26 protein-coding genes and 1 tRNA gene are annotated in these 23,301 nt (G+C 35.1%); 2 read left to right on the plus strand and 25 right to left on the minus strand.

What is annotated here, in order from left to right:
• Position 1: 1 nt before the first annotated feature.
• The 6 genes from murF to G7059_RS06855 all read right to left on the minus strand — a co-directional run bounded on the left by murF (position 2) and on the right by G7059_RS06855 (position 6,281).
• Complete coding sequence (murF, locus tag G7059_RS06830; protein ID WP_166081342.1) at positions 2–1,318, minus strand: UDP-N-acetylmuramoyl-tripeptide--D-alanyl-D-alanine ligase; 1,317 nt, start codon at positions 1,316–1,318, stop codon at positions 2–4.
• On the minus strand, positions 1,315–1,935 hold the full coding sequence (gene nth, locus G7059_RS06835; RefSeq protein WP_166081343.1) for an endonuclease III: 621 nt from the start codon (positions 1,933–1,935) through the stop codon (positions 1,315–1,317). Before nth ends, murF begins: the two co-directional genes overlap by 4 nt.
• Positions 1,932–2,435, minus strand: coding sequence for a DnaD domain-containing protein (locus tag G7059_RS06840; RefSeq protein WP_240920462.1), 504 nt, complete (start codon positions 2,433–2,435; stop codon positions 1,932–1,934). The genes nth and G7059_RS06840 overlap by 4 nt, the downstream gene beginning before the upstream one ends.
• A gap of 5 nt (positions 2,436–2,440) precedes the next feature.
• Positions 2,441–2,896, minus strand: a complete 456-nt coding sequence (locus G7059_RS06845; protein ID WP_166081344.1) for a transporter — start codon at positions 2,894–2,896, stop codon at positions 2,441–2,443.
• A gap of 136 nt (positions 2,897–3,032) precedes the next feature.
• Complete coding sequence (locus tag G7059_RS06850) at positions 3,033–4,433, minus strand: hypothetical protein (protein ID WP_166081345.1); 1,401 nt, start codon at positions 4,431–4,433, stop codon at positions 3,033–3,035.
• Positions 4,434–4,442: 9 nt separating this feature from the next.
• Positions 4,443–6,281 (minus strand): glucosaminidase domain-containing protein, encoded by a 1,839-nt coding sequence (locus tag G7059_RS06855; protein WP_166081346.1) that lies wholly within the window; start codon positions 6,279–6,281, stop codon positions 4,443–4,445.
• 162 nt (positions 6,282–6,443) lie between these two features.
• On the opposite strand from G7059_RS06855, the gene G7059_RS06860 reads away from it, so the two are divergent.
• Positions 6,444–7,106, plus strand: a complete 663-nt coding sequence (locus G7059_RS06860) for a hemolysin III family protein (protein WP_205700192.1) — start codon at positions 6,444–6,446, stop codon at positions 7,104–7,106.
• A 39-nt stretch (positions 7,107–7,145) separates the two neighbouring features.
• On the opposite strand, the gene G7059_RS06865 is transcribed toward G7059_RS06860, so the two are convergent.
• The 16 genes from G7059_RS06865 to pyrR all read right to left on the minus strand — a co-directional run bounded on the left by G7059_RS06865 (position 7,146) and on the right by pyrR (position 19,230).
• Positions 7,146–7,595: a hypothetical protein gene (locus G7059_RS06865; protein WP_166081347.1), complete on the minus strand. Its 450-nt coding sequence runs from the start codon at positions 7,593–7,595 to the stop codon at positions 7,146–7,148.
• Between the two features lie 66 nt (positions 7,596–7,661).
• Complete coding sequence (gene rseP, locus G7059_RS06870; RefSeq protein WP_166081348.1) at positions 7,662–8,729, minus strand: RIP metalloprotease RseP; 1,068 nt, start codon at positions 8,727–8,729, stop codon at positions 7,662–7,664.
• Positions 8,730–8,735: 6 nt separating this feature from the next.
• On the minus strand, positions 8,736–9,503 hold the full coding sequence (locus G7059_RS06875) for a phosphatidate cytidylyltransferase (RefSeq protein ID WP_166081349.1): 768 nt from the start codon (positions 9,501–9,503) through the stop codon (positions 8,736–8,738).
• 1 nt (position 9,504) lies between these two features.
• A complete protein-coding gene (locus G7059_RS06880; RefSeq protein WP_166081350.1) occupies positions 9,505–10,188 on the minus strand; it encodes an isoprenyl transferase in 684 nt (227 codons plus the stop codon).
• Between the two features lie 2 nt (positions 10,189–10,190).
• Positions 10,191–10,736, minus strand: a complete 546-nt coding sequence (frr, locus tag G7059_RS06885) for a ribosome recycling factor (RefSeq protein WP_166081351.1) — start codon at positions 10,734–10,736, stop codon at positions 10,191–10,193.
• Positions 10,737–11,450 carry a UMP kinase gene (gene pyrH, locus G7059_RS06890; protein WP_166081352.1) on the minus strand — a complete coding sequence of 238 codons (714 nt, stop codon included), beginning with the start codon at positions 11,448–11,450 and terminating at the stop codon, positions 10,737–10,739.
• Between the two features lie 51 nt (positions 11,451–11,501).
• Positions 11,502–12,386 (minus strand): translation elongation factor Ts, encoded by an 885-nt coding sequence (gene tsf / locus G7059_RS06895; protein ID WP_166081353.1) that lies wholly within the window; start codon positions 12,384–12,386, stop codon positions 11,502–11,504.
• 3 nt (positions 12,387–12,389) lie between these two features.
• A complete protein-coding gene (gene rpsB, locus G7059_RS06900; RefSeq protein ID WP_166081354.1) occupies positions 12,390–13,313 on the minus strand; it encodes a 30S ribosomal protein S2 in 924 nt (307 codons plus the stop codon).
• Positions 13,314–13,460: 147 nt separating this feature from the next.
• On the minus strand, positions 13,461–13,844 hold the full coding sequence (locus G7059_RS06905) for a hypothetical protein (protein WP_166081355.1): 384 nt from the start codon (positions 13,842–13,844) through the stop codon (positions 13,461–13,463).
• A gap of 76 nt (positions 13,845–13,920) precedes the next feature.
• Positions 13,921–14,640 carry a tRNA (guanosine(37)-N1)-methyltransferase TrmD gene (trmD, locus tag G7059_RS06910; protein WP_166081356.1) on the minus strand — a complete coding sequence of 240 codons (720 nt, stop codon included), beginning with the start codon at positions 14,638–14,640 and terminating at the stop codon, positions 13,921–13,923.
• Positions 14,640–15,143 carry a ribosome maturation factor RimM gene (gene rimM, locus G7059_RS06915; protein WP_166081357.1) on the minus strand — a complete coding sequence of 168 codons (504 nt, stop codon included), beginning with the start codon at positions 15,141–15,143 and terminating at the stop codon, positions 14,640–14,642. The genes trmD and rimM overlap by 1 nt, the downstream gene beginning before the upstream one ends.
• A 34-nt stretch (positions 15,144–15,177) precedes the next feature.
• The gene (locus tag G7059_RS06920; RefSeq protein WP_166081358.1) at positions 15,178–15,426 is read right to left on the minus strand and encodes a KH domain-containing protein; all 249 of its coding nucleotides are present in this window, start codon (positions 15,424–15,426) and stop codon (positions 15,178–15,180) included.
• Positions 15,427–15,428: 2 nt separating this feature from the next.
• On the minus strand, positions 15,429–15,701 hold the full coding sequence (gene rpsP / locus G7059_RS06925; RefSeq protein ID WP_166081359.1) for a 30S ribosomal protein S16: 273 nt from the start codon (positions 15,699–15,701) through the stop codon (positions 15,429–15,431).
• A gap of 89 nt (positions 15,702–15,790) precedes the next feature.
• On the minus strand, positions 15,791–16,729 hold the full coding sequence (locus G7059_RS06930; protein WP_166081360.1) for a 3'-5' exoribonuclease YhaM family protein: 939 nt from the start codon (positions 16,727–16,729) through the stop codon (positions 15,791–15,793).
• Positions 16,719–18,701: a RecX family transcriptional regulator gene (locus G7059_RS06935; protein ID WP_166081361.1), complete on the minus strand. Its 1,983-nt coding sequence runs from the start codon at positions 18,699–18,701 to the stop codon at positions 16,719–16,721. Before G7059_RS06935 ends, G7059_RS06930 begins: the two co-directional genes overlap by 11 nt.
• A 22-nt stretch (positions 18,702–18,723) precedes the next feature.
• Positions 18,724–19,230, minus strand: a complete 507-nt coding sequence (pyrR, locus tag G7059_RS06940; RefSeq protein ID WP_166081362.1) for a bifunctional pyr operon transcriptional regulator/uracil phosphoribosyltransferase PyrR — start codon at positions 19,228–19,230, stop codon at positions 18,724–18,726.
• A gap of 79 nt (positions 19,231–19,309) precedes the next feature.
• On the opposite strand from pyrR, the gene G7059_RS06945 reads away from it, so the two are divergent.
• A tRNA-Trp gene (locus tag G7059_RS06945) sits at positions 19,310–19,383 on the plus strand.
• A gap of 124 nt (positions 19,384–19,507) precedes the next feature.
• Here G7059_RS06945 and G7059_RS06950 read toward each other — a convergent pair.
• From G7059_RS06950 to G7059_RS06960, 3 genes are all read right to left on the minus strand, one after another.
• Positions 19,508–19,873, minus strand: coding sequence for a hypothetical protein (locus tag G7059_RS06950; RefSeq protein ID WP_166081363.1), 366 nt, complete (start codon positions 19,871–19,873; stop codon positions 19,508–19,510).
• Between the two features lie 261 nt (positions 19,874–20,134).
• A complete protein-coding gene (locus G7059_RS06955) occupies positions 20,135–21,085 on the minus strand; it encodes a hypothetical protein (RefSeq protein ID WP_166081365.1) in 951 nt (316 codons plus the stop codon).
• A 99-nt stretch (positions 21,086–21,184) separates the two neighbouring features.
• Complete coding sequence (locus G7059_RS06960) at positions 21,185–23,170, minus strand: leucine-rich repeat domain-containing protein (protein ID WP_166081366.1); 1,986 nt, start codon at positions 23,168–23,170, stop codon at positions 21,185–21,187.
• Between the last annotated feature and the right edge of the window lie 131 nt (positions 23,171–23,301).

Genomic DNA, 23,301 nt, shown 5'->3' on the forward strand with positions numbered 1-23,301 from the left:
ATTATGCCTCTTTCATAAGTCGCTCTAGAGAATAATAACGCGACCCTTTAATTAATATCATTTGCTTAGCTTTAAATAAGCCTTGCACATCACTATACAATGCTTCAAATGTATCATAATGATGAACATGTACATTGTCTAGAGTATACCGTGTAAGTGCTTGTTTAAATTCTGGACCGTACAAATATGCTTCTGCAATTTCATATTTTTCAAGTGCTTCAAGTACTTCAATATGATGTTCAACAGAGTTATCTCCAAGTTCTACCATATCACTTAGAACGGCAACACGAGGTCCTTCATAATCGTAGTTTTTTAAGAGTTCAATTGCATAAATTGCACTGATAGGATTTGATTTATAAGCATCCAATAACACTAGTGACTTATCTTTCTCAACTAGCTCTGTACGAAGTGACGTTAAGGCTACATGATTCAGTCCTTCACGAATATCAACATCATCAACACCTAATTTACGAGCTAATGCAATCACTCCAGCACAATTACTTGCTTGATGAGCTCCTAATAAGTTGCAGGAATATGGTGTACCATTCACTTTAAACTCAATACCATTATTATCAGACTTAACATCACTAACGATTGTTTCATTGGATTCATTAAAACCAAAAGTGTGGTATCCACGATCGAGATTACGATACAATTCAAAGTCTCCTTGATAAAACTTCGCGTCATCGTTCACAACAGCTGCAAATATTGCGAATTTCTCTTCAGCAATATGTTGTTCATCTCTAAAGTTAACGATGTGTGTCGGTGCTAAACTCATGACAAGCGCTGCATCAGGCTTAACGATTGATGTCATCAAACGAACATCATTTGGCATATCCAATCCCATTTCAAAGATACCGTACTCTGTATCATAATCCATTCTAAAGAGGTTTAAGTATGTACCTATCTCGGTGTTTTGGTTAGCATGTGTAGCAATTGTTTTACCAACTCGTGAGAATATACTGAATAGTATATCTTTTGTTGATGTCTTTCCATTGCTTCCTGTAATACCAATAAATGTTGCATTTAAAGAATTACGGTATAATCTACCAAAGAGTCTTAAAGCTTCTAAAGTATCTTTAACTAATATTTGAGGAACATCGATATCGAGATAACGATCAACAATAAGAGCTACAGCACCTTGATCAACAGCGTTCTGAGCAAATGTATGCCCATCGACTTTTTCTCCTCGTAGACAAACAAAGAGATCTCCTCGTGTAATTTTCCGATTATCTACTTGAACACCTTGTATGAATCCTTTTCCTTTGAGTGATCCATGAACCCATGTATTCACTTGTTCTAAATTCAAATCTCTCATAACTGATGTTTCTCCTTTAATCGTTCTAATATTTCATAAGGATCTTCATGATTTCGTGCAGTCGAATAATAACGACCAAAAAGTAGCAATAGTAAATGAGCACGAGCCCATAAATCCTCAGGTATTTTTTTCATAAGCTTTCTTTCAACAACTTCAACTGAATCGTTCTTATACGCTAGTTTCAGCCTCTTAGCGACACGTTCAATATGAGTATCAACTGCAATGGCTGGAATACCAAAACCTTCAGAAAGGACGACATTGGCCGTTTTACGACCAACTCCTGCTAAGGTCATTAGTTCTTCACGAGTCTTAGGCACAACACCATCAAACTCATCAACTAACTGTTTCGAACAGTTAATAATGAACTTAGCCTTGTTACGATACAAACCAATCGTACTTAGTATTGGTTCAATATCTTCTTGCTTTGCAAGTGATAAAGCATAAGCATCAGGATACTTTTCAAACAGTTCAACAGTAACTTTATTGACCGCTGCATCTGTCGTCTGTGCTGAGAGTATCACTGCAATCAACAATTGAAATGGAGTCGTATAATCCAATTCTCCCTGTGTGTCTGGAAACTCTTTGTCAAGGATTTCAAGAACCTCAAGAATTGTCATACTCGTTTCTCCTCTGTTTTATTAACCAGAATTGCATTAATGTATTGCATTGACATTTTCTTATACATCATTGCACTACGAAGCGCGTCAAGTATTTCTTCTTCTGTATAACGTCGCAACCATGTGTTAAGAGTTTGTAACTCCGCTTGTGTTAGTAAACGACCAAATTCTGTTTCAAAGACACCAAAGATATCTTCATCAACATGTTCGTAAATTACACCATTTTTAAATAAGTTATCAAGATTAAACTCTATAGATTGATTCATGACTGAAACTTGAAGAATCATTGAGTTAATTAAGTTTTGAATTGTTGTATCGACTTCTTCAATTTCTAAACCACTACGTTTAGCTAAAGTTTCAAGAGAAATACTTTCGTTGTTCTCATTCATAAAATCAATCATCAAGGTAATCATTAAACTTTGAGGACTTAACTTTAAACTTCCTTGATTTTCTAATATCCAATCACGACGATTAATATACGATTTTTTCCACCATACCAAATCAATCACTCCCTACTGTAAACTAATTCTAACGAATCAACGTCATAAAACACTTCTTTGGATCCGTTCTTGTAAACAAACACAAGCTTGTCCTCAAACACTCCAAAATGTATTTTATCTGCTGACAGATCATGTCTTTTCGCAAAATCTAAAACTGTATCATTTGATACCAATGCATGGTTTCCTTGTTTCTTAAAGTCTTTACTGAACCAAGCAATTTTTTCTTCACTTTTATTTTTATACTGAACAATATAATATACTTGATCAAAAGAAAACCGATTCAACAACTGTGCCGAATCATATTTCTTTGATTCTAAGAAAGCTTGAACATAGTTAACGTCTTCTTTCTCATAGGCCCGTGCAGGACCACCTATAAAGCCAACATAAGCAATCCATACTGTAACAACAATCGCTATTACAAGAGTTAAGTTTATTAGTAATGATTTTAATTTAGATTGCATGTTTCCACCTCTTATCAATTTTACCATATATCACACTATCTTTGTGATGAATTCTCGTGAAATTAACGAATAAAAAGATGCAATAAGGACTTATGTTAACGAAAACACTGTTCACTTATCACACCTTGTTTAATTACTATAAAGCTGACTTCTTAAGTTTATTATTTTTATTAATATAAAGAATGAATGCAGCACTTACAACTACAAGTAATCCAGTTGAGATATATGCCCACCATTGATACATTGATGTATTAATTTGATCAAATGATACAACAGCTGCAACGACATCTTTTTCTGGACTAATTCTGAATTTATCAGATTCTGTATTAGTTCTTAAAGCTTGAACGATATCCCCTTCGTCAGTTGACCAAGCAGAATATTTATTATCCCATTTTAATGAAGAATCAACATTCTTGAGCTCAGTAGGAACTTCGAATTCTTTCTCTTTATAAGAAACTTCACGAACTGTTTGTTTTTGTTCTTCTTCCGGAGCTTCAACAACAATTAATGGTTTATCATCTGCATCAAATACTAATGCAACTTTTTCTGTAGGATTGTTTGATTCACCCATACGGTACCATTTTACGTTGCTATCTGTATCAACTAAGAGTTGTAACTTAATGTCATCAATCGCATAGTATGGAACAGCTACTTCTGAATCATTCTCATATGATTCAACTGTAAACCCACGCGCTGTCATAAACTCATCAATGATTTTATCTTCGAACACTTGTTGTTTCGTTTCACCAACGGTTACTTCTAATGGTGTTGAAGTATCTGGTGAAACTTTCAATGTATATTCTTGAGTAATATCATCACTAACTGCTCGAATAGTAATTGCCTTTGGTTCAGTTTCACCTTCTGCAAACTCATATTCTTTATCATACGTAAGAACAACACTGTCTGAAGTACCCGTAACTTCTAAATTGAATTTATTGATTCGTTTTGGAAGTGAATACTCGTATTCCCAAGTGTTCTCACTTGGTTCAATAGTATTGATGACCGTTCCAGTGTGTGCTGTTGAGTTAGAAATAAGTTCAATCTTACTAATGAGCGGAATTTTTTGTTTTGCTTCTTTCTCAGCCTGTGCTATTTCCTCTGCTGTTGGACCTGTTGGTTCAGCAGGCTTTTGAGGAGTAGTAGGTTTGTTTGGAGCTGTAGGCTTCTCTGGTTCTGGTGTTGTCGCCACTATTGTGATTGTATAGGTTTTGTTAAATGGATACTTCTTCCCATTCAAATCTTCACTAAAGCCAACAATAGAAACTGTTCCTGAACCCGAAGATCCTGCTCTAACACTAAATGAAAATGTATTTGTTGCTTCCGCAAAACTAGATGCAGAAGCAGAAATTGAACCAGTTGTTGTAATTGTCCCTTGTACCATACCTTGAGAATCAGACTCTCGTATAGTAACTGTCGCTGATTCATTTGGCTTTAAAGTTGTTTTAGAAATACTTACACTTGAGGCAGCCTCAACTGTATTGATAGGAATAAGCATCATTACTACAGCTGCTATAAGAAATTTAAGAATTTTTTTCATCATATCCACCTAATCTATCGGTTTGATGCCGAGAATGTGACGACGGATAACCATCATATCACTAATGTTTAGTTGTCCGTCATTATTTAAATCAGCATCGATTAAATCAAAACCTGTTAATGGTTTAATATTTAGTATGTGTCGACGAATGACCATCATATCACTGATGTTAATCAATCCATCATTATTTAAATCACCTTTTTTACCTTGTGGTTTCACTTCACCTTCAGGCATTTGTCCAATCCCTTTTCCATTTGAGATTATTGTTAAATCAGAAGAGTGAACATAGAAGTAATGCTTATTCATATCATAGTAAGCTTCTCTATGAGCGTTTCCTGGTTTTACATCCATTAATGTTCGATCATCCTCAAGAACTGGATCACTCGCTATTTTATACCATATTTTTGAATTGTTATGCATTTCGCCTTCTTCAATACTCATTATAAGCACACTTAAATCTTTACGGTTAAGTTTATATGCAACTTTTGATTTAGAATCTTTCTCGCGATATACAGGTACGTTTTCATAGTTTGATACTGCAAGAGTCTGTTTATTGTAATCTACATTGTTATAAGCTCGATCTAACTCATAATAGAACTGCGCAGCTTTCTCGCCCCAAAATGGGTCAGAAGCATATTTAACGTTCATACCAGCTTGTTTGTCTCCTACAAATCCACCATAATAGGCAAAGTTTGTAGGATCCAAATATAACCAGTTCATAAATCTTTGATTATGATAATGAATACTATTTTCTACCGAAGGATAACCATTAGCACCTTCCGGATAAGAATCATATGCAGCATGTCCAAATAAGTTATTATATTTAATGGCAATATTACTGCGACCCCAAGCACTCTCGTTGATTGCTATTCCATAAGTTAATAATGGATTAAGACCATATCTCTTCGCATTATCAATAAATGAATTTCCAAGATTAAAGAGTTGCGACTGATTTGCTTTTAATGTTTGTCCAACAACAGGACGTTCAGTATATCCTTTTTTATTTGTAGCATATGCGTCTAAGTTTGCAGCTGTGATTTGTGATGGAGCTCTGTATGATAAGAATTGATAATAGTTGTAGTATGGACTTCCAGCGTTTATTGCTCCTTCGCGCTGACCCATAGAATAATCAAGGTTCATGGAAGCAATTTTACTATAGAAATAATGTCCGTCATTTGAGTAGTACTTAATTCCCTTTTTAAGATATGTTGGTGCCGGCCCATTATTAATTGGTGAGTAGCCAGGGTTTTGTCCTGTATGTGTTTGCGCAATATAGTGAATTAAATTTCCATCACTATTTACTTGATAATGGTTGACTGCCGTTACTGTTTCATTTGCAACCTCATCCATTGAATACGCATCAAAGTTAGCTTCATCAACCCAACCTTCTAAACCTGCAATTGTAATCAAGTAACGTTTATTTTCGTGTTTGTAAAAAGGAAATACACCATTATAAGCAATCGAACCTGATATATATGATAGAACATTACCCCCGATACTACTTGAGTATACGTTCATAGTTAAACTCATTGGTTTATTAGGTCTTAATATTCCAGTTTGAGTTCCACTTTTTTCTATTATTCGAAAGACTTCTTGAGTAAGCCCCTCTCCTCCAATTGCAGTAATTGGTTCTTCTGCAACAATTGGGTCAAGGTAAACTACCTCAGTATTTTCACTTGTATCAATATCGAGAATTGTAACTTCTCCAGCTTTATCTGTAGTAATTGTTGTTGCATTAGGTTCATCATCTTCTGCTCTAACCATGAATTGACTCGAGAAAAGACTTACCACAAGCATGGTAAGTACCGATATACTTAATACTTTAATTTTTGATTTGTTTAATTTCATTTTTACATCACCTATTGTTTATATTTTATCATATTAGCGATCAAAACACATTGTTCTAGAACCAATAATACACGATTAATGTGTAATGTTTTTGAAATATGGCAAAAAGATCGAAAATTTATGTTAAAATATTACAATGATTAGATTAATACGGAGGCATGTATGGCTGAAAAAGATAAATCAATGAAAGATTATAAAAGATTAACTTTTGGTGAAGAAGTTGCGAATGCAGTTTCTCATGGCGTGATGGCTTTACTATTGCTTTTCTTTCTTCCCTATGCTTCAGTGAAAGCATTTCATGGTGGTGGTTGGGTGTTAGTTGCAGGTGATGCAATATTCCTCATATCATTATTCTTTATGTTTATGGGCTCGACACTGTATCATTCAATGGAGAATGATACAAAGAGTAAATACATTTTCAGAATCCTTGATCATAGTTTTATATTTGTAGCAATAGCTGGTAGTTATACCCCTATTGCCTTAACAGTACTGGATGGCTGGTTGCGTTATGCGGTTGTAATCATTCAATGGGCTATGGTAATTATCGGTATCTTGCAGAAGACAGTAGGTAAAAAATCAATGCCTAAGCTATCTGTTGCTATTTACATGGTAATGGGTTGGGTAGCAGTTCTATTGATTCCAGAACTACTTAAAAATAGCACACCCTTATTTATGGGACTAATTGTATTGGGTGGTGTTTTCTATTCAGTAGGAACCTATTTCTATCTTCAAAAGGATCGTAAATACTTCCACTTTATATGGCACTTATTTATCAATGCAGCTTCAATATCGCATATTATTGCAATAATATTCTGTATGGTATAAAAAAACTTCGTGAGACACGAAGTTTTCTTTTGCTTTAAATTAATCTTCCGCCTTGCGAACAGGACAGTCAAACACATAACGTGTTTCATTTTCAACAAGAACACGACGAATGTCACCATCAGCAACACAGTCATTGTCATGCATCCATTCAGCAAGACCAGCATGAACATCCACAAAATCATCCGCTTCAATTCGAATGATTGTTTGACCTGCCTCTTCTCGAACATATTCAATATCGAGATCAGTTTCTACAGGTTCTTCAATTGCAACATAAACTGTAACAGCAAGAACTTCAATATAATCATCTTCATTCTCACCGATCATAAATTCATAAAAAGGCTCAGTTTGTTTAACACCTATTGATTTTAGTTGTGAGCGTAATAAAGATCTAACTCTCATATCTGTAGTGTATGAAAAGTCAGGAATTGTAAATTCGGTGACAGCGTACCACTGGTCTGTTGTCTCCGTTTGCGAAATAACGTAAGTCATAATCCACCTCTTTAGGAAATTATATCATATTATTTAGAATATTTCGAATGAGAATACTCTAATATTTTAGATTGGCAAGCTACGAATAACATCGTTGAATGTTACAGCAATGAAAAACATTAAAACTAGAGCCATACTTGCAAGCATAACTGCATTTTCAATCTTTTCAGGGATAGGACGGCGAATAATCATTTCGATTAGTGTAAGTACTACACGTCCTCCATCCATGACAGGAATTGGTAATAAGTTAACAACTGCAAGGTTTATTGATAGTAATGCTAGAAGATTAAAGTAATACGATAAACCATAGGTAACAACTTGCGATGTTGCCCCATAGATTGCGATAGGTCCACCCAAGTTCTCAAATCCTATTCCTCGAAATACTCTTGTAAGTAAGAAAATCATTTGCGATACATCTTTACCTATTTGAGTGAAAGATAGTTTTAATGATTCTATAATTCCAACTTTTTCTAAAGTTGCATTAGGTCCTTGGATTCCAATAACACTTGTTTGATTCTTAGCATCAAATTCAGGAGTAATAGGCAGGTCTAATTGACTACCATCACGAACTATTGTTAGTGTGACTTCTTGGTCTTTATATACAGTGAATGCAACTTGCAAGTCAGAGAAATGATTAATTTCTTTAGATGTACCATCTGAAAAAGAAACTTTTGTAATGAGGTCATTAACTTGTATCCCTGCTTTTTCGGCTGGAGAATCAGCAACAACCGTTAGAATTTTTGCTTCCGGAACAACGACATGTCCTTGAACTGCAAAGATACCTGTGTATATTACAATAGCAAGAACTAGATTCATAAATATTCCTGCTAGCATGATAATGAGACGCTTCCATCGAGCAATACCAATCATAGTACGTGATTCAGGAACTCCCATATCACCTTCACCTGGTTCTCCTGCCATTGATACAAAACCACCAAATGGTAATGCACGAATACTGTAAGTTGTTTCCCAGTGTGGTTTCTTGATTTTGTAGATTTGTGGTCCCATACCAATCGCAAATTCTTGGCAATACACACCAAAACGCTTGGCTGCAATAAGATGACCAAGTTCATGAACAAATACAAGAATGCTCAATACTGACGCAAAGATTAAGATATTAATTAGAAAATTCATAAGCACCTACCCTAACAACATTAATACTATATAGAACGTATAAAGGGCGAAAATTGCGCTATCAACACGATCTAAGACGCCACCATGGCCTGGGAAGAGACTTCCAAAGTCTTTAATTTTGAAATGACGTTTAATAAGACTGAATGCAAGATCTCCAAATTGTCCAAGAATAGGAATCGCAATGGAACATGCAATCATAATTTTAATTGGAATGTAAGCTTGCAAGAAGAAGTATGCAAACGAGAACGATCCAATAGCAGATGCTGCAAATCCAATGACAGCACCCTCAACTGTTTTCTTAGGAGAAATTCTTGGAATCAATTTATGTTTTCCAAAGAAGTATCCGCCAAAGAACGCTGCGGTGTCTGTTAGATATGTAGCAAGTAAGATGTAAAAGAATACTAAACGATCGTATTCAAGTACTTTGTTTACAGCAATCATAGCTGTTGTAAGCATCATAATCATTGTAAAGATATAACTTACATCATCAAAACTAAACCATTCAAAGACTACAGTTAGTATGAATAAAGTCATGATGAGAACCATGATATATCCTGGAATATCACCGATTGATAGCGAACTACCAATAATTGTAAATGCCAAAATGATTCCAAAGATTATTGGTTTAAGTTGGTCTTTTTTTACTTGATAAATTTCATAAGCTCCTACTAAGATAAGGGCTTCGATTAATAAAAAAAGGGCTTGGTTATTCATAAGAAAGGCCGAGCCAAAGACAGCTATGAGAATTAGAGCAGTCACTATTCGATCTTTCATACTAAACCAAACCTCCAAATCTTCGTTGACGTTGATTAAAATCTTCAATACATTTATTAAAGTCTTCACGGCCAAATCGTGGCCATTCCATATCAACAAATACTAATTCTGCATACGCTAATTGCCAGAGAAGATAGTTTGATAAACGTTTGTCACCACCTGTACGAATCAATAAATCGACATCTGGTAAATCACGGGTATCAAGTGCATTGTTAAAATCTTCTTCAGTAACAGAAGTTAAACCTTGTTGAATAAGAGAATTGGTTGCTCTTACTATTTCATCACGAGAACCATAGTTTAATGCAAAATTAAGGATTAATTTTGTATTGTTCTTTGTTTCTTCGACCGCATTTTCCATTACTTTACGAGTTTTCTCAGGGATTTTACTTAAATCACCGATTGTTCGTATGCGAATGCCTTTCTCATTGAGTTCTTTTAGGAACTTTTTGAAAAAGATTGCTGGAAGCTTCATAAGATAATCAATTTCTTTTTGCGGACGTTTCCAGTTCTCTGTCGAAAAAGCATACAGAGTGACAACTTCAACGCCTAAATCGAGAGCTTCTAAAGCAATTTCGCGAACATTCTCGCTACCATAATGATGACCTACTGTACGATCCTTATTTTGCTTAGTAGCCCAGCGGCCGTTGCCATCCATAATGATGGCAACATGCTTGAGTGAATTCATAATTAGATAGACATGATGTCGGCAACTTTTGCCTTTGCAATGTCATCAATTTTCTTAATGTATGAATCAGTTAATTTTTGTACTTCTTCTAAAAGACCACGTTCGTCATCTTCTGGAAGATCTTTTAACTTCTTAACATCATCATTTAAATCACGACGGATATTACGGATCGCAATTTTTGATTCTTCTGCGTACACACCAACATTTTTTGATACATCACGACGAGCATCTTCTGTTAATTGTGGTACGTTGATACGTAAAACTGAACCATCATTTTGAATTGGTAAGCCAAGTGGTGATTCACCAATTGCACGTTCCATGTCTTTTAAGCTTGATGGATCAAATGGTTTAACTAAAAGTTGACGACCTTCAACCACAGATAATGAAGCAATTTGCTCAAGTGGTGTTGGTGTTCCATAGTAATCAACAAGAATTCCGTGAAGTACAGATACGTTTGCACGTCCTGTACGTAATGTTTGTAGACGTGAATTTAGGGTTTCTAAAGCACTCTCCATGCTTAATGTTCCCATTTCAATAATTTCATTCATTTATTTACCCTCCTTGGAGACACGTGTGGCAACAGCCTCTCCTCTTACTGCCTTTATTATATTATCTTTTTCATTCATATTAAATACCAAAAGGTCAATATTGTTGTCCATGCACATTGAAGTAGCTGTTGAATCCATGACTAATAGCTCTCTTTGTAGTAATTCCATATAGCTAATTGAATCAAATCGTACAGCATCTTTATTAATACGTGGATCTGAATCGTACACTCCATCAACACCATTTTTTGCCATTAGAATAACATCTGCTTTAATTTCTGAAGCACGAAGTGCAGCAGTAGTATCTGTTGAGAAGAATGCAGAACCTGTTCCAGCTCCAAACACAACTACACGGCCTTTTTCTAAGTGACGAATTGCTCTTCTAGGAATGTATGGTTCAGCAATTTTTGTCATATCAATTGCAGTTTGAACACGTGTTAATACACCATGACGTTCTAATGCACCTTGAATTGCCAGCGCATTAATTACAGTTCCAAGCATACCCATTGAATCTACTTGTGTACGATCAATACCTAAGTCGTCTGCCATTCTACCACGAACGAAATTACCACCACCAACAACAATTGCTACTTGTACTCCATCATTGACAATAGTTTTAACTTGGTTAGCGATATCATCAAGAACATCTTTATCAAATATTTCATCTTTTGATGATAATGCTTCTCCGCTTAACTTTAATAATACTCGTTTGTACATATCGAATCGTCCTTTCAAAAAGGACACGAAACGTGTCCTCAAATAGATAAATTAAATTTGTGAAGCTTTAGCAACTTCCGCTGCAAAATCTTCTTCGCGTTTTTCAATTCCTTCACCAACTGCGTAACGAACAAAACTTGCAACATCAGTATTTGCTTCTTTTAATACTTGAGCAACTTTTGATTTTCCATCTTTAAAGTAGATTTGGTCTACTAATGAAATTTCTTGCATTTGTTTACTTACACGGCCTTTGATGATTCCTTGAACAACTTGTTCTGGTTTTCCAGATAGTGATTCATCATTGTTTACGATTTCAACTTGGATAGCTGTTTCTTTATCAACGATTTCACTTGGGATTTCTTTTTGGGATACATATTGTGGACTCATTGATGCAACTTGCATTGCGATGTCACGAGCTAATTCAGCATTGTCACCATTTAAAACAGCAACTGCTGAGATTTTACCACCCATATGGATGTATTCACCAAATACTTGGTTATCATTTTTTTCAACGATTTCAAAACGACGTAATGTAATTTTTTCACCGATTGTAGCTGTTGCACTAACAACTGCTTCTTCAATAGTTTGCCCATTAAAATCAACTTTTAATGCTTCTTCTAATGAAGCTGGTTTTGATGCTAACAAGATGTCTGCTAAACCTGCAACAAGTTCAACAAATTGTTCGTTTTTAGCAACAAAGTCTGTTTCTGAGTTAACTTCTAAAATAACAGCTGTATTTCCTACTGATTTAACAGTACTTGTTCCTTCAGCAGCAATACGACCTGATTTTTTAGCAGCACTAGCGATACCTTTTTCACGTAACCATACAACTGCTTCTTCGATGTTTCCGTTTGTAGCTTCTAGAGCTTTCTTACAGTCCATCATTCCTGCGCCAGTAAGATCACGTAGTTCTTTAACTAAACTTGCTGTTATCATAAATTACTCCTCACTTTTTTCTGTTTTTGTATTTCCTTCTACATTTTCTGTAGGTCTTCTATCGTCACGGTTGTCGTTTGGACGGTTGTAACGTTGTTGACGACGGCGTTCATCACGTTTACGACGTTCTTCGAAACGTTGACGACGGCGACGGTCGTTTTCTGCAGCTTGTTGTTCAACATTAACAATAACATCTTCCATTGTAATGTCTTCTTCATCTTGATCTTGGTAAGCAACTTGTAATACGCCACCTTTTGGTTCTACCATTGCGTCTGCCATTAAGCCTACGATTAAACGGATTGAACGAATTGCGTCGTCATTACCTGGAATTGCGTAATCAACTGCATCTGGATCACAGTTTGTATCAACGATACCGAATACTGGGATACCTAATTTACGTGCTTCAGCAACTGCGTTAGCATCTTCGATTGGGTCAACTACAAAGACTGCGTCTGGTAGTTTCTTCATTTCTTTAATACCGCCTAAGAAGTTTTCTAAACGGTTTTTCTCTTTAAGTAATAAAGCGATTTCTTTCTTTGTATAAACTTGGATTGATCCACTTGCTTCCATTTCTTCGATTTCGATTAAACGACGAATACTCTTTTGAATTGTACGGAAGTTTGTAAGTGTTCCTCCTAACCAACGTTGGTTGATAAAGAATGAACCACTACGTAGAGCTTCTTCGACTACGATTGTTTGTGCTTGTTTCTTTGTACCAACAATTAAGAGTTTTCCATTGCGTTCTGCAATTTCACGTAGAGCTGCATAAGCAACATCTAATTTCTCTTGTGTTTTGTTTAAATCGATAATATAAATTCGATTTTTAGCCGCATAGATATATGGCTTCATTTTTGGGTTCCAACGACGTGTTTGATGTCCGTAATGAACCCCACTTTCTAATAATTTCTTCATTGTCACAACTGACATAACTAAATTCCTACCTTTCCGTTAGTCCTCCACCATTTCTAAAGTTGACAACTCATTTAAGAGCACGGGTCTCCCAATCCATGGTGTGTGATTAGGTGCCTTTGCACCGGTTAATATATTACCATAGTTTCATTTCTTTTACAACACTTATCCTTTGGTTACAGACCAATCAGCTAAAGACTCAATAGCATAGAGTTTCACTTTTCGTTCTCCCACCATAATTTCAGTAATTCCGTAAGGATTATGCCACTGATCTAGCCAGGAATTAAACTGGCCAAAGAAACGGCAAACAACGGTTCCTACCCATAAATACCCTTCAAGACGACCAAGAGCTACAATCTTATCTGGATTGATATCTTTGATTGTGTTTCGCACTCCTGGGATAAGTTCTGGATGTGACTCTTGATACGAATCGAGAAGATTTGTTCCTTCTTCCAATCCTCTGCGTAAATCTAAATATTCAATCTCATTACCTAAACTTACTAATTCTTCCTCATTAATTGGACCATCACCGACAACAAGTATTTTCATACACTACCTCCACTTAGATGTATCGTAACATATTTCAATTTACTCTGATTCATTTTTGCACAAAAAAAGAATTGATTTACAATTCTTCTTTGATTTCTTTTAATAATTTGAGTTCTAAGTCTGTGAATTCTCTGTTTTCGAGAAGATCTGGTCGAACTCGTAATGTTTTTCTTAGTGATTCTTTAATTCTAAATCGTTTAACATTCTCATGGTGTCCACTAACTATTACATCAGGAACTTCATGACCATCATATTCACGTGGTCGTGTATAGTGAGGATATTCTAGTAAACCATTACTGAATGAATCGTCTTCATGAGATTCTTGAGTGATAACCCCATCAACCAAACGAATCACAGCATCACTTACAACCATGGCAGCTGTTTCACCACCTGTAAGGACGAAATCACCAATTGATAACTCTAAGTCTACGTAGTTACGAATACGCTCATCAAAGCCTTCGTAATGTCCACAGACAAGGATTAAATGTTTATACTCACTCAATTCGTAAGCAACTGATTGTTTAAAGGTTTTTCCTTGTGGAGTCATCATTATTACTAGTGAATCATCAGTGCGGGTTGCTTTAATAGCATCAACAACAGGTTGACACATTAACACCAACCCAGCACCACCACCATAAGGATAATCATCAACTCGATTGTGTTTATCTTCAGTAAATGATCGCATATCAACCACTTCAAGTTCAACAATACCTTTAAGTATAGCTTTCTTTATGATTGATGTCTCCTTGAATCCTGTAAACATATCTGGAAAAAGTGTTAATATGCTTACTTTCATTAGAGACCCTCCATCCAGTCTATTTCTATCTGTTTTGCTTCAACTTCAACAGATACAATGAAACGTTCGACAAAAGGCACTAAGATATCACGATCTTCATCTATGGCTTTTATTCTAAGAATTGGATGAGCTGGTGTTTCCATAACTTCAATGACTTCACCGATTTCTTTATCACTGACAAAAGTTTTGCATCCTACGAGATCTACAAAGTAAAACTCATCTTCAGGTAAAGCATGTAATTCATCTCTATTAACATACAATTCTGCATTATGAAAAAATTCAACATCATTTAAAGAACTATGCTCTTTAAACTTAACAAGTACAGATTGCTTATGCATCCTACTTGATTCAATTGTAAGTTCACTTGTTTTACCATTAAGTATCATGGTAACTACATTATCTTTCTTAAAACGTTCTTTAATAAAGTCTGTTGTTGGAAAGATTTTTATTTCCCCACGTACTCCGTGTGGTTTCTGTACTACGCCTATTTTAATTCGTTCCATATTTCCTCCAAAAAAGGATGTACATGAGTACATCCTAGTATGATTCAAATTTAATCGAAATACGCTTATCAAGGACGCGCGAGCCAATTGCCATTGTTTGGCGGATTGCATGTGCCATTACACCTTGACGACCAATTAATCTTGCAATGTCTGAACTTTGTGCATAGATTGCTAGAATAATTTCATTATCATCTAAACTCGGTAAACTCTTGACACTCAAACTCTTTTCATCTTCAACAATTGGAAGAACCAAATCATATAGAATATCTTCAACCGGTCTCATAATTATTTCGCTAATTTTGACTCATGGAAACGAGCCATGATACCTTCTTTTGATAGAATACTACGAACTGTATCGGATGGTTGAGCACCTACACCTAACCATTTCAATGCTAGTTCTTCATCAACTTTAACAACTGCTGGTGATTTAGTTGGATCATAGTAACCTACGATTTCAATAAAACGACCATCACGTGGTGCACGTGAGTCAGCTGCAACAATTCTGTAAAAAGGTTTTTGTTTTGAACCCATTCTTCTTAAACGTAATTTAACTGCCATTTAATATAGCCTCCTAATTAATTCCTTTTGAATTATAGCATCCATAGAAATAGGTGTCAAGTCTTTTTACTTAACACCTACATTTATGATTATTTAATACCTTTAGCTTTATAGAAGTTACGATTTTCTAATGCGAAAATACGTGGACTGAACTCCCCTTCACTTAGATTGTCATAGACTTTCTCAAACATATTTGTACGAGCATCCATATTATCAATGAAGTTTAATATCTCTGCCTCTTTAATCATCGGAACAACTGGTGATCCATATTCTAATTGACCATGGTGTGAGAGAATCAAGTGACGAAGCAGAAGTACCTCTTCATTATTCTCTAGTCCAAGTTTTTCAGCAATACGACTTACATTAGCATGAGCAATTGAGATATGTCCTAATAACTTACCTGCTACAGAGTACTCGCTAAGTACAGGTGCTGTATACTCTTCAACTTTACCTAAGTCATGGAGTGCAATTCCAGACATTAGTAAATCACGATTGTAGATTGGGTAAAGTTCGCAAATTGCATCTGCAAGACGCATCATCCCATAAACATGAGTTGCAAGTCCTCCAACAAAATCATGGTGATTACGAGTTGCTGCCGGATATTGATAGAATGCTTCCCCTATTTCATCAAGAGAAGCTCTAACGATATTCAAGAGTACTTTGTTTTCAATTGAATCAACAAATTTAGTAATTTCTTCTCTTAGGAACTCTGTATCGTATTGGCTCGCATTCACAAAGTCTTCAGGTAGATATTGTGATGCATCTTTAACCTCTACTTTATAAATACGGAGTTGTAAGGAATTTCGGTATTGATTAACTTCACAGTCAAACTCTGCGATAACTCCTACCTTAATGAGTGCTTCTTGATCAGGAGCAACATCCCAAATCTTACCTTCTATTTCACCTGTATTATCTTGTAAGGTAATTGACAGGTATGGTGAACCGTTTTGTGTAACTCCTCGTACAAAACGAGTAATTAACAACGGAATCGTTAACTTCATACCATTTTCAAATTCTTTAATCTTCATGTTCATACTCCTCAATAACTTCTTTTACTAAATCGTAGTCGTATCCTTTACCTAAAACATAACGAACGACTTTGTTCTTTACTTCTCGTTTTGATTCACTACGACGGGAATAACGCATCCATGCCTTTCGAATCACTTCTTCTAAACTAGATTTTTCACTTTCAAGATCGTAGTCATCTTTAATCGTATCTAATATTTCTCTAACGATTGAATACTCATACCCCTGACGGATTAAGTGTTGACTCACACGGTCGTAGCGTTGTTGGCGCGAACCATCACGAATTGTATTGTAATAATTCTGAGCACGTAAGCTGCCTCTTTCAAGATAATCTTCATAAGGCTCCTTACTTAAAGCTTCTTCAATCTCAATGCGATCAAAACCACGTTTTGTGAGGTCATCAATTATTCTTTGATTGCCTCGGAGTTGTTCTCGGTGATAATCCACCTTATCCCTAAAGTAACGCTCATCGTTAATAAATCTACGTTTCTTTAATAGATCGATAACAACATTGATTTGATTTTCTGATAAATCAAACTTAGCTCTTAAGTAGTCAGACATTTCAAAACTTGTATAATCTCGAAGTCCAATACGCTTCAGCGCAAGCTGATACGCTTCATAGACTTGTTGATCATCTTCCATTTCACTTAATTCTACACGTGACATTTCATCACCTACTTTAATTTCACGACGTTCCATAATAAAGTCATCTAACATAAACGTTTCTTGACTTTCTTTCGAATTCACAACCAATTTCCATTGACCATTTTCAAGTTCATCAATTGCAACAACACTATATCTACCAAAGTAAATATCGATTGCTTTCGTATAAACTTCTAAAACATCAAGTGCAAATTTTTCACTGCCAAAAGTGCTTGCTTTGGCAAGAGCATTGCTATGCATTAATTGTCTTTCTTCATTTGATTCACGAATAAACTTAACAGCTTTTGTGGTGAACTCTTCTTCACTTTCGAAGAGATATCCTGTTTCTTGGTCGACAATGATTCCATCTAATGGTCTATCTGGACGAGCAAAGACACAGATACCACACGCTAGTGCTTCAATATAGGTAAGCCCTTGAGTCTCTGTTAGCGAAGCTGATATAAACGCATCAGATACATGGTAGTAGTTTACAACTTCATCACTTGCAACAGGTCCGACAAAATCAACATTCTCTTCAATACCAAGACGTTTCGCTTGTGCTTTGAGTTCATCATCTGATGGACCTCCACCTACAATAAGTAATTTAACATTGGGTTCTTGTTTGATAAGAGAAGCGATACTGTTGATAACAACGTCAATGCTTTTCTCTTTCGCTAAGCGTCCAATATAAACGAAGGTTGTAACAGAATCGATAATGTTGTGTTTGTTACGAATTCTATCCAGTGCTTCTCCGTCTCGTTTTTGGAAACGTTGAAGATCAAGCCCTGTAGGAATTACTGAGATTTCTTTTTTGATTTCATAACCTAAAAGCATCTTCTTTGTTTTCTCAGATGGTGCAATAACGATTTGAGATTGTTTAGTAAAGACTCTGCTTATCTTTGCGACAGCAATCTTTGAAAGGCTATCAACAGACTTTAAGCCAAGTAAGTTAACATAATGAGTATAATCCTCATATGTAGTGTGGTAAGTCGATACTAAAGGTATATGAAGCTGTTTAGCAGCACTACGAGCAAACATTCCAATACCGAATTCTGAATGAACATGAATAACATCAAGTTCCATTTCTTTTATTACTCTAAGTGCTTGAATATGTATAGGACTACTCATGATGTAGCCATACAAGAATTTTAATTCAACTCCTGGTAAACGTAATACGTTATTTTCATAACTTGTATTGAGTAATGATGGTTGATTGGTAACAATGTATACCTCGTGCCCTAGCGCTTCTAAAGCATTCTGTAACGTTACCACCGAAGTAACAACACCATTAATATCTGGTGTATACGTATCGGTAAATAAGCCAATTCTCATTTGACATCCTCCTCATTGATATTTATTCTATTACTACTAAGTTTTCTCCGTCATCTTCTTGAAGACGAACTTTAACTGTTTCGTGATGTGATGTAGGAATGTTTTTCCCTACAAAATCAGCGCGTATTGGAAGTTCTCTATGGCCACGATCAACAAGCACAGCTAACTGAATTTGTTGTGGTCGACCATTGAAAATAATACCATCCATTGCAGCACGTACAGTTCTACCCCTAAATAGAACATCATCAACAATTACAACGACTCTATCTTGAACGCTGATTGGTAAGCGGAATGCTTTATCTTTAATTGTAAGATCATCACGCCAGTAACGGACATTCAACGAAGCAACAGGAACACTCACTTGTTCAAATTGTTCCATGAGTTTAGCCATTCTAAATGCAAGAGTAGCGCCTCGAGTTTCAATCCCTAATAATATTACTTTATCCAATCCTTTATTTCGCTCAATTATTTCATGAGTCATTCTAATAAGAGAGCGATTAATAGCGTTTTCATCCATTATTGTTTTCATAGTACACCTCGTGTAACATTATAACAAATACATGTTGAAATTGGTATAAGACTGTGTTATTATTTGTTAGCGCAAACACAGGGGTATAGTTCAATGGTAGAGCAACGGTCTCCAAAACCGTTAATGTGGGTTCGAGTCCTGCTACCCCTGCCAATATATCATTTAACCCACTATTAAGTGGGTTTTTTAATGTCTTATTTGAAATAATGGCCTACAAATAGCCTACATACATCAATTTCAAGATATTATTAAAAGCTATTATCCTTACTAATAATCATTAATAAAAAGATACATTCCTTACCCTACCCCATTCAATCATTTTAGAATCTATGAATAAATATGTTTCATCTGCATAGCCCGTAAACTTAGACACTATGCTATCTTGTAGCCTACCTAATTCATCACGTTCATTATGTTGAATAGAAACCACCTTGTTCTTTAAGAATGCTTGCTGCAACACTTCATCGATTTCATTTCTATCCATCTGAGGTAGTTCTTCTACATATTTAACCGCTTCATCATGTAACGATTTAATAGACTTAGTTAATTCAGGTAACGCAAATGCAGTACCCCATTTTAAGCCAAAAGGCCTATCTTGATAATCATTGTAAGGTGTAAACTCCTTTTTAGTTCTAGTAACCATTCATATCACTCCCTTATATTGGAAGTATATAAAGCAAAGACGACATTATCTGTCGTCTATTTTAATATTCCCCTTTAGATTTCAACCAAGCATCCTTATCATTTGAAGTTGCTTGTTTCTTATGTATAGTTCTTTCATATTCTAGTAACTCATTAAATGATCAAAAGGTAAGACCATATTTGTGTATGGTCTTTTTACCGTTTTCATCTACTTTAACTAGAGCAATGTATCTATTGTGAATATATTCTATAGTGATTCTTTCTAATTTCGTGGTGCGTAATACATATATCCGTTGACATCACAGAAATTACTTACCCACTCTCTCACATATTCTTTTTTTACAGTATGCATGACCGCGATACAACCATCTGTATTTCCATAATCTTTATAGAAAAACATTCCGGTAGGTGCTTCTGGTGCAGGTCTACTTGGTTTTTCAGGTTCTACTGGTTTAGGTTTCTCTACTGTTTTCGGAGGTTCAGTAGGCTTATCTACCGGCTTACTCGGTGTAGTCGGTTTTGTCGCGGTATTATTACCGCTATTACTCGTTGATGAAGGATCTTTCGTAACAACTCCTTTAATTTCTTCTTTTACAGTGACAAAAAAAGTATGTTTACTTGATTTTCCATTTATATCACTTGCGCTAGCTTCTAAAGTATAAATGCCTGGTACTGTATAGTCTATATCACCACTTATTATTACTTCAAGTTCTCCATCGACAATATCTGATGCTCTAATAATATCTGCATAGTTCGGCACAGTGTTGTATGGTGCATCAATATTCATTACCGAATTAAATTCTGGTGGTCTTGTATCCTTAACCTCGTATTCGAATTCAAAAGATTTAACAATTCCATCGTTCTTTGCGAATATGATAATTTTATCCACCCCAACATTCATTGTATTAAAATAGTTCTTACCATCTTGCGGAGACTTCTTAACTAAAAAATCTTCATCAAATGCAAGCTCTTCATAAATAGAACGCTCTTGATGAACTAATGCATCTGGTTCAATTGCCATATGATCTGGTGTATCTGCAGTGTATGCTCCATATTCAACGGTCATAGAATCTTTAAAGACTATCATAGGTTCTTTGGCTCTAGCTTGTGAAATACTCCATATCGCTAATCCACCAACCACAACCAAAATAACAATCACACCTGAAATTATTCTGTTCTTTGTTGGCTCTAACAACTTCATTATTTTGTTCATGACATTCACTCCTATGTGATTTGCATCAGTTTTCACTATAATTATAGTTTATATTGTGAAATAAAAAAAGCCAGGTTGTAAAAGCCTGGCTGTTATCAACTATTGATTATTTCTTTTCCTTGAAACTGTTCTATAGCTTATAAACGAAATTCCCAATATAATAGTAAAGAAACTAAAATGATTATCTTTTACCCCTGTACTTGGTAAAACTGGAGTTTGAGGTTCTATCGGCTTTACTTGATCATTTGGATCACTAGGTTCAACCGGTTTCACAGGAATCTCAGGTTCAATTGGTAGTTCAACTTTCTTCCATTGAGCTACATAAATTACATCTTTGCTTACTGTTAATGCAATTTCAGGATTCCAACCTTCAAAAGTGTAACCATTTCTAACAATATCACCCTTAAATAGCGGTGTAGCTGCCCCTTCAGGAACTGAATTTACTTGGTTCGTAAATACTGCTTCTTCGTTAGTTCCATCAGTGTAGATTACTAAATATTCTTTAGCAGGTACAGTAATCTTTTCCCATGTTGCAGTATAAATAATATTTTCAGCTACAACACCCACATATTCTGGCGACCAACCTTTGAATATATATCCTGTTCTCACAGGTTCCTCCCCTTCAAAAATAGGAGATGGATCATTGCGATATACAGTTGATGTTTGATCTTTAAATATCTCTTCCCCATCAACTCCATCTGTATAAGTAACAGTGAATGTATCAATTTTTTTCCATTGTGCTACATATGTTACATCTTCATTTACTGTCGGTTCAATTAGCGGTGACCATCCATCGAATGTATAGCCATATCTTGTAATTTCTTTAGAGAACTCAGGGGTTAACCCTCCTTCTTTTACCGTATATGACTCATCTGCGAATATAATCTCAGAATCAACGCCATCAGTATATGTAACGGTATATTTGTTTATTGGCTCCATATAGATGACTAATCTACCTTGGAATCTTATATCTGAATCATTTTCATCTACTTGATCCCATGACATTACAACAGAATGTTTTTTTGTAGTTTCATTATAAATCGGTGTAATTTTTGTCATATCAAATACTAATTGATTATTCGTTAAATCAAATATATATGCACCATCTTCATGAGTTGAGTCTAACGATGGTTCAATAACACCATATCCTTCAAATCCGACCAATGGATTCGAGACTCTAATTTCTGATGAATCAAAATCTATTTTCCCAATACTAATCTCGCCTCTTTGAAAACTTGCTTTTGACGCCAATACATTTTTGGGATTAATATTTCCAACATTGAGTATTCTGTTTCCATATAAGACGATGGAAAGCAAATCAGACGTCTGAGGAGACAAAGCTGATATATCAGAAATTTTATTGTTGTATAAATACAATCCATTTCTATACTGATTTCCTGCTAACGCTGATACATCTTCAATCAAGTTATCATCTAACCACAAGTTTTGGAGTGATTTTCCTGCTAGCGAAGAAATATCCACAATTTTATTCTCAGACAAGTAAACTGTATTTAAATTTTCCAAGTTAGACAAAAACGATATATCAGAAATACCCGTATTTGTTAACGCAATATGAGTTAACAGCGGAAGTTTAGATATCGCCTGTATAGATACATCATCTAGTTTTGTATTAGAAAAATTCAAACTACTTACTTTAGGTAAATTACCAATCAGAGAAAAATTATTGATTGGAGTAGAATTGTTACTTACTCTAATTATTCCTAAATTTACTAAATTCTCTATTGGCTTGAAATCTTCGATTGAGTGATAATCGAAAATAATCGTTTTTAACTCCATAGCATATTCAAGTCCATTTAACTGTTTGACTTCATTCCCAACAGATTTATTAATTTGAATAGACTTCAATTTCTTAATGTTTGTCTCAGTAATTGGTTCAGTTGCTGATAGTTTAAGGGCACTTCTTACATAATTAAGAAGATTTTGATCGGTAAATTTATCTTCTATTCCTCCCTCAACAATTTGTATATTTTTTTTTTGGACATCATCAGCATCAATCTGTTGAAGACTTACAACACTAGAAATAACAATAACCAATGCAATTATAGTTCTAATATACCTTTTCATATTACGAACCTCCTATTAATAGTTTATCACTTAACTTTACTAACAAACAGTTAAAAAGTGAAATATTGTATATAAATACAATATATATTAACAAATTATCGACAAATGGAAATTGTTGTGATTATAACATC

The organism is Erysipelothrix sp. HDW6A (assembly GCF_011400295.1).
GTDB lineage: Bacteria > Bacillota_I > Bacilli_A > Erysipelotrichales > Erysipelotrichaceae > Erysipelothrix.

What these genes read in the sequence shown, in the direction of transcription:
- murF (WP_166081342.1), bottom strand. Translation starts at nt 1,318, where the DNA reads ATGAGAGATTTGAATTTAGAACAAGTGAATACATGGGTTCATGGATCA.
- nth (WP_166081343.1), bottom strand. Translation starts at nt 1,935, where the DNA reads ATGACAATTCTTGAGGTTCTTGAAATCCTTGACAAAGAGTTTCCAGAC.
- G7059_RS06845 (WP_166081344.1), bottom strand. Translation starts at nt 2,896, where the DNA reads ATGCAATCTAAATTAAAATCATTACTAATAAACTTAACTCTTGTAATA.
- G7059_RS06850 (WP_166081345.1), bottom strand. Translation starts at nt 4,433, where the DNA reads ATGAAAAAAATTCTTAAATTTCTTATAGCAGCTGTAGTAATGATGCTT.
- G7059_RS06855 (WP_166081346.1), bottom strand. Translation starts at nt 6,281, where the DNA reads ATGAAATTAAACAAATCAAAAATTAAAGTATTAAGTATATCGGTACTT.
- G7059_RS06860 (WP_205700192.1), top strand. Translation starts at nt 6,444, where the DNA reads ATGGCTGAAAAAGATAAATCAATGAAAGATTATAAAAGATTAACTTTT.
- G7059_RS06865 (WP_166081347.1), bottom strand. Translation starts at nt 7,595, where the DNA reads ATGACTTACGTTATTTCGCAAACGGAGACAACAGACCAGTGGTACGCT.
- rseP (WP_166081348.1), bottom strand. Translation starts at nt 8,729, where the DNA reads ATGAATTTTCTAATTAATATCTTAATCTTTGCGTCAGTATTGAGCATT.
- G7059_RS06875 (WP_166081349.1), bottom strand. Translation starts at nt 9,503, where the DNA reads ATGAAAGATCGAATAGTGACTGCTCTAATTCTCATAGCTGTCTTTGGC.
- G7059_RS06880 (WP_166081350.1), bottom strand. Translation starts at nt 10,188, where the DNA reads ATGAATTCACTCAAGCATGTTGCCATCATTATGGATGGCAACGGCCGC.
- frr (WP_166081351.1), bottom strand. Translation starts at nt 10,736, where the DNA reads ATGAATGAAATTATTGAAATGGGAACATTAAGCATGGAGAGTGCTTTA.
- pyrH (WP_166081352.1), bottom strand. Translation starts at nt 11,450, where the DNA reads ATGTACAAACGAGTATTATTAAAGTTAAGCGGAGAAGCATTATCATCA.
- tsf (WP_166081353.1), bottom strand. Translation starts at nt 12,386, where the DNA reads ATGATAACAGCAAGTTTAGTTAAAGAACTACGTGATCTTACTGGCGCA.
- rpsB (WP_166081354.1), bottom strand. Translation starts at nt 13,313, where the DNA reads ATGTCAGTTGTGACAATGAAGAAATTATTAGAAAGTGGGGTTCATTAC.
- G7059_RS06905 (WP_166081355.1), bottom strand. Translation starts at nt 13,844, where the DNA reads ATGAAAATACTTGTTGTCGGTGATGGTCCAATTAATGAGGAAGAATTA.
- trmD (WP_166081356.1), bottom strand. Translation starts at nt 14,640, where the DNA reads ATGAAAGTAAGCATATTAACACTTTTTCCAGATATGTTTACAGGATTC.
- rimM (WP_166081357.1), bottom strand. Translation starts at nt 15,143, where the DNA reads ATGGAACGAATTAAAATAGGCGTAGTACAGAAACCACACGGAGTACGT.
- G7059_RS06920 (WP_166081358.1), bottom strand. Translation starts at nt 15,426, where the DNA reads ATGAGACCGGTTGAAGATATTCTATATGATTTGGTTCTTCCAATTGTT.
- rpsP (WP_166081359.1), bottom strand. Translation starts at nt 15,701, where the DNA reads ATGGCAGTTAAATTACGTTTAAGAAGAATGGGTTCAAAACAAAAACCT.
- G7059_RS06930 (WP_166081360.1), bottom strand. Translation starts at nt 16,729, where the DNA reads ATGAAGATTAAAGAATTTGAAAATGGTATGAAGTTAACGATTCCGTTG.
- G7059_RS06935 (WP_166081361.1), bottom strand. Translation starts at nt 18,701, where the DNA reads ATGAGAATTGGCTTATTTACCGATACGTATACACCAGATATTAATGGT.
- pyrR (WP_166081362.1), bottom strand. Translation starts at nt 19,230, where the DNA reads ATGAAAACAATAATGGATGAAAACGCTATTAATCGCTCTCTTATTAGA.
- G7059_RS06950 (WP_166081363.1), bottom strand. Translation starts at nt 19,873, where the DNA reads ATGGTTACTAGAACTAAAAAGGAGTTTACACCTTACAATGATTATCAA.
- G7059_RS06955 (WP_166081365.1), bottom strand. Translation starts at nt 21,085, where the DNA reads ATGAACAAAATAATGAAGTTGTTAGAGCCAACAAAGAACAGAATAATT.
- G7059_RS06960 (WP_166081366.1), bottom strand. Translation starts at nt 23,170, where the DNA reads ATGAAAAGGTATATTAGAACTATAATTGCATTGGTTATTGTTATTTCT.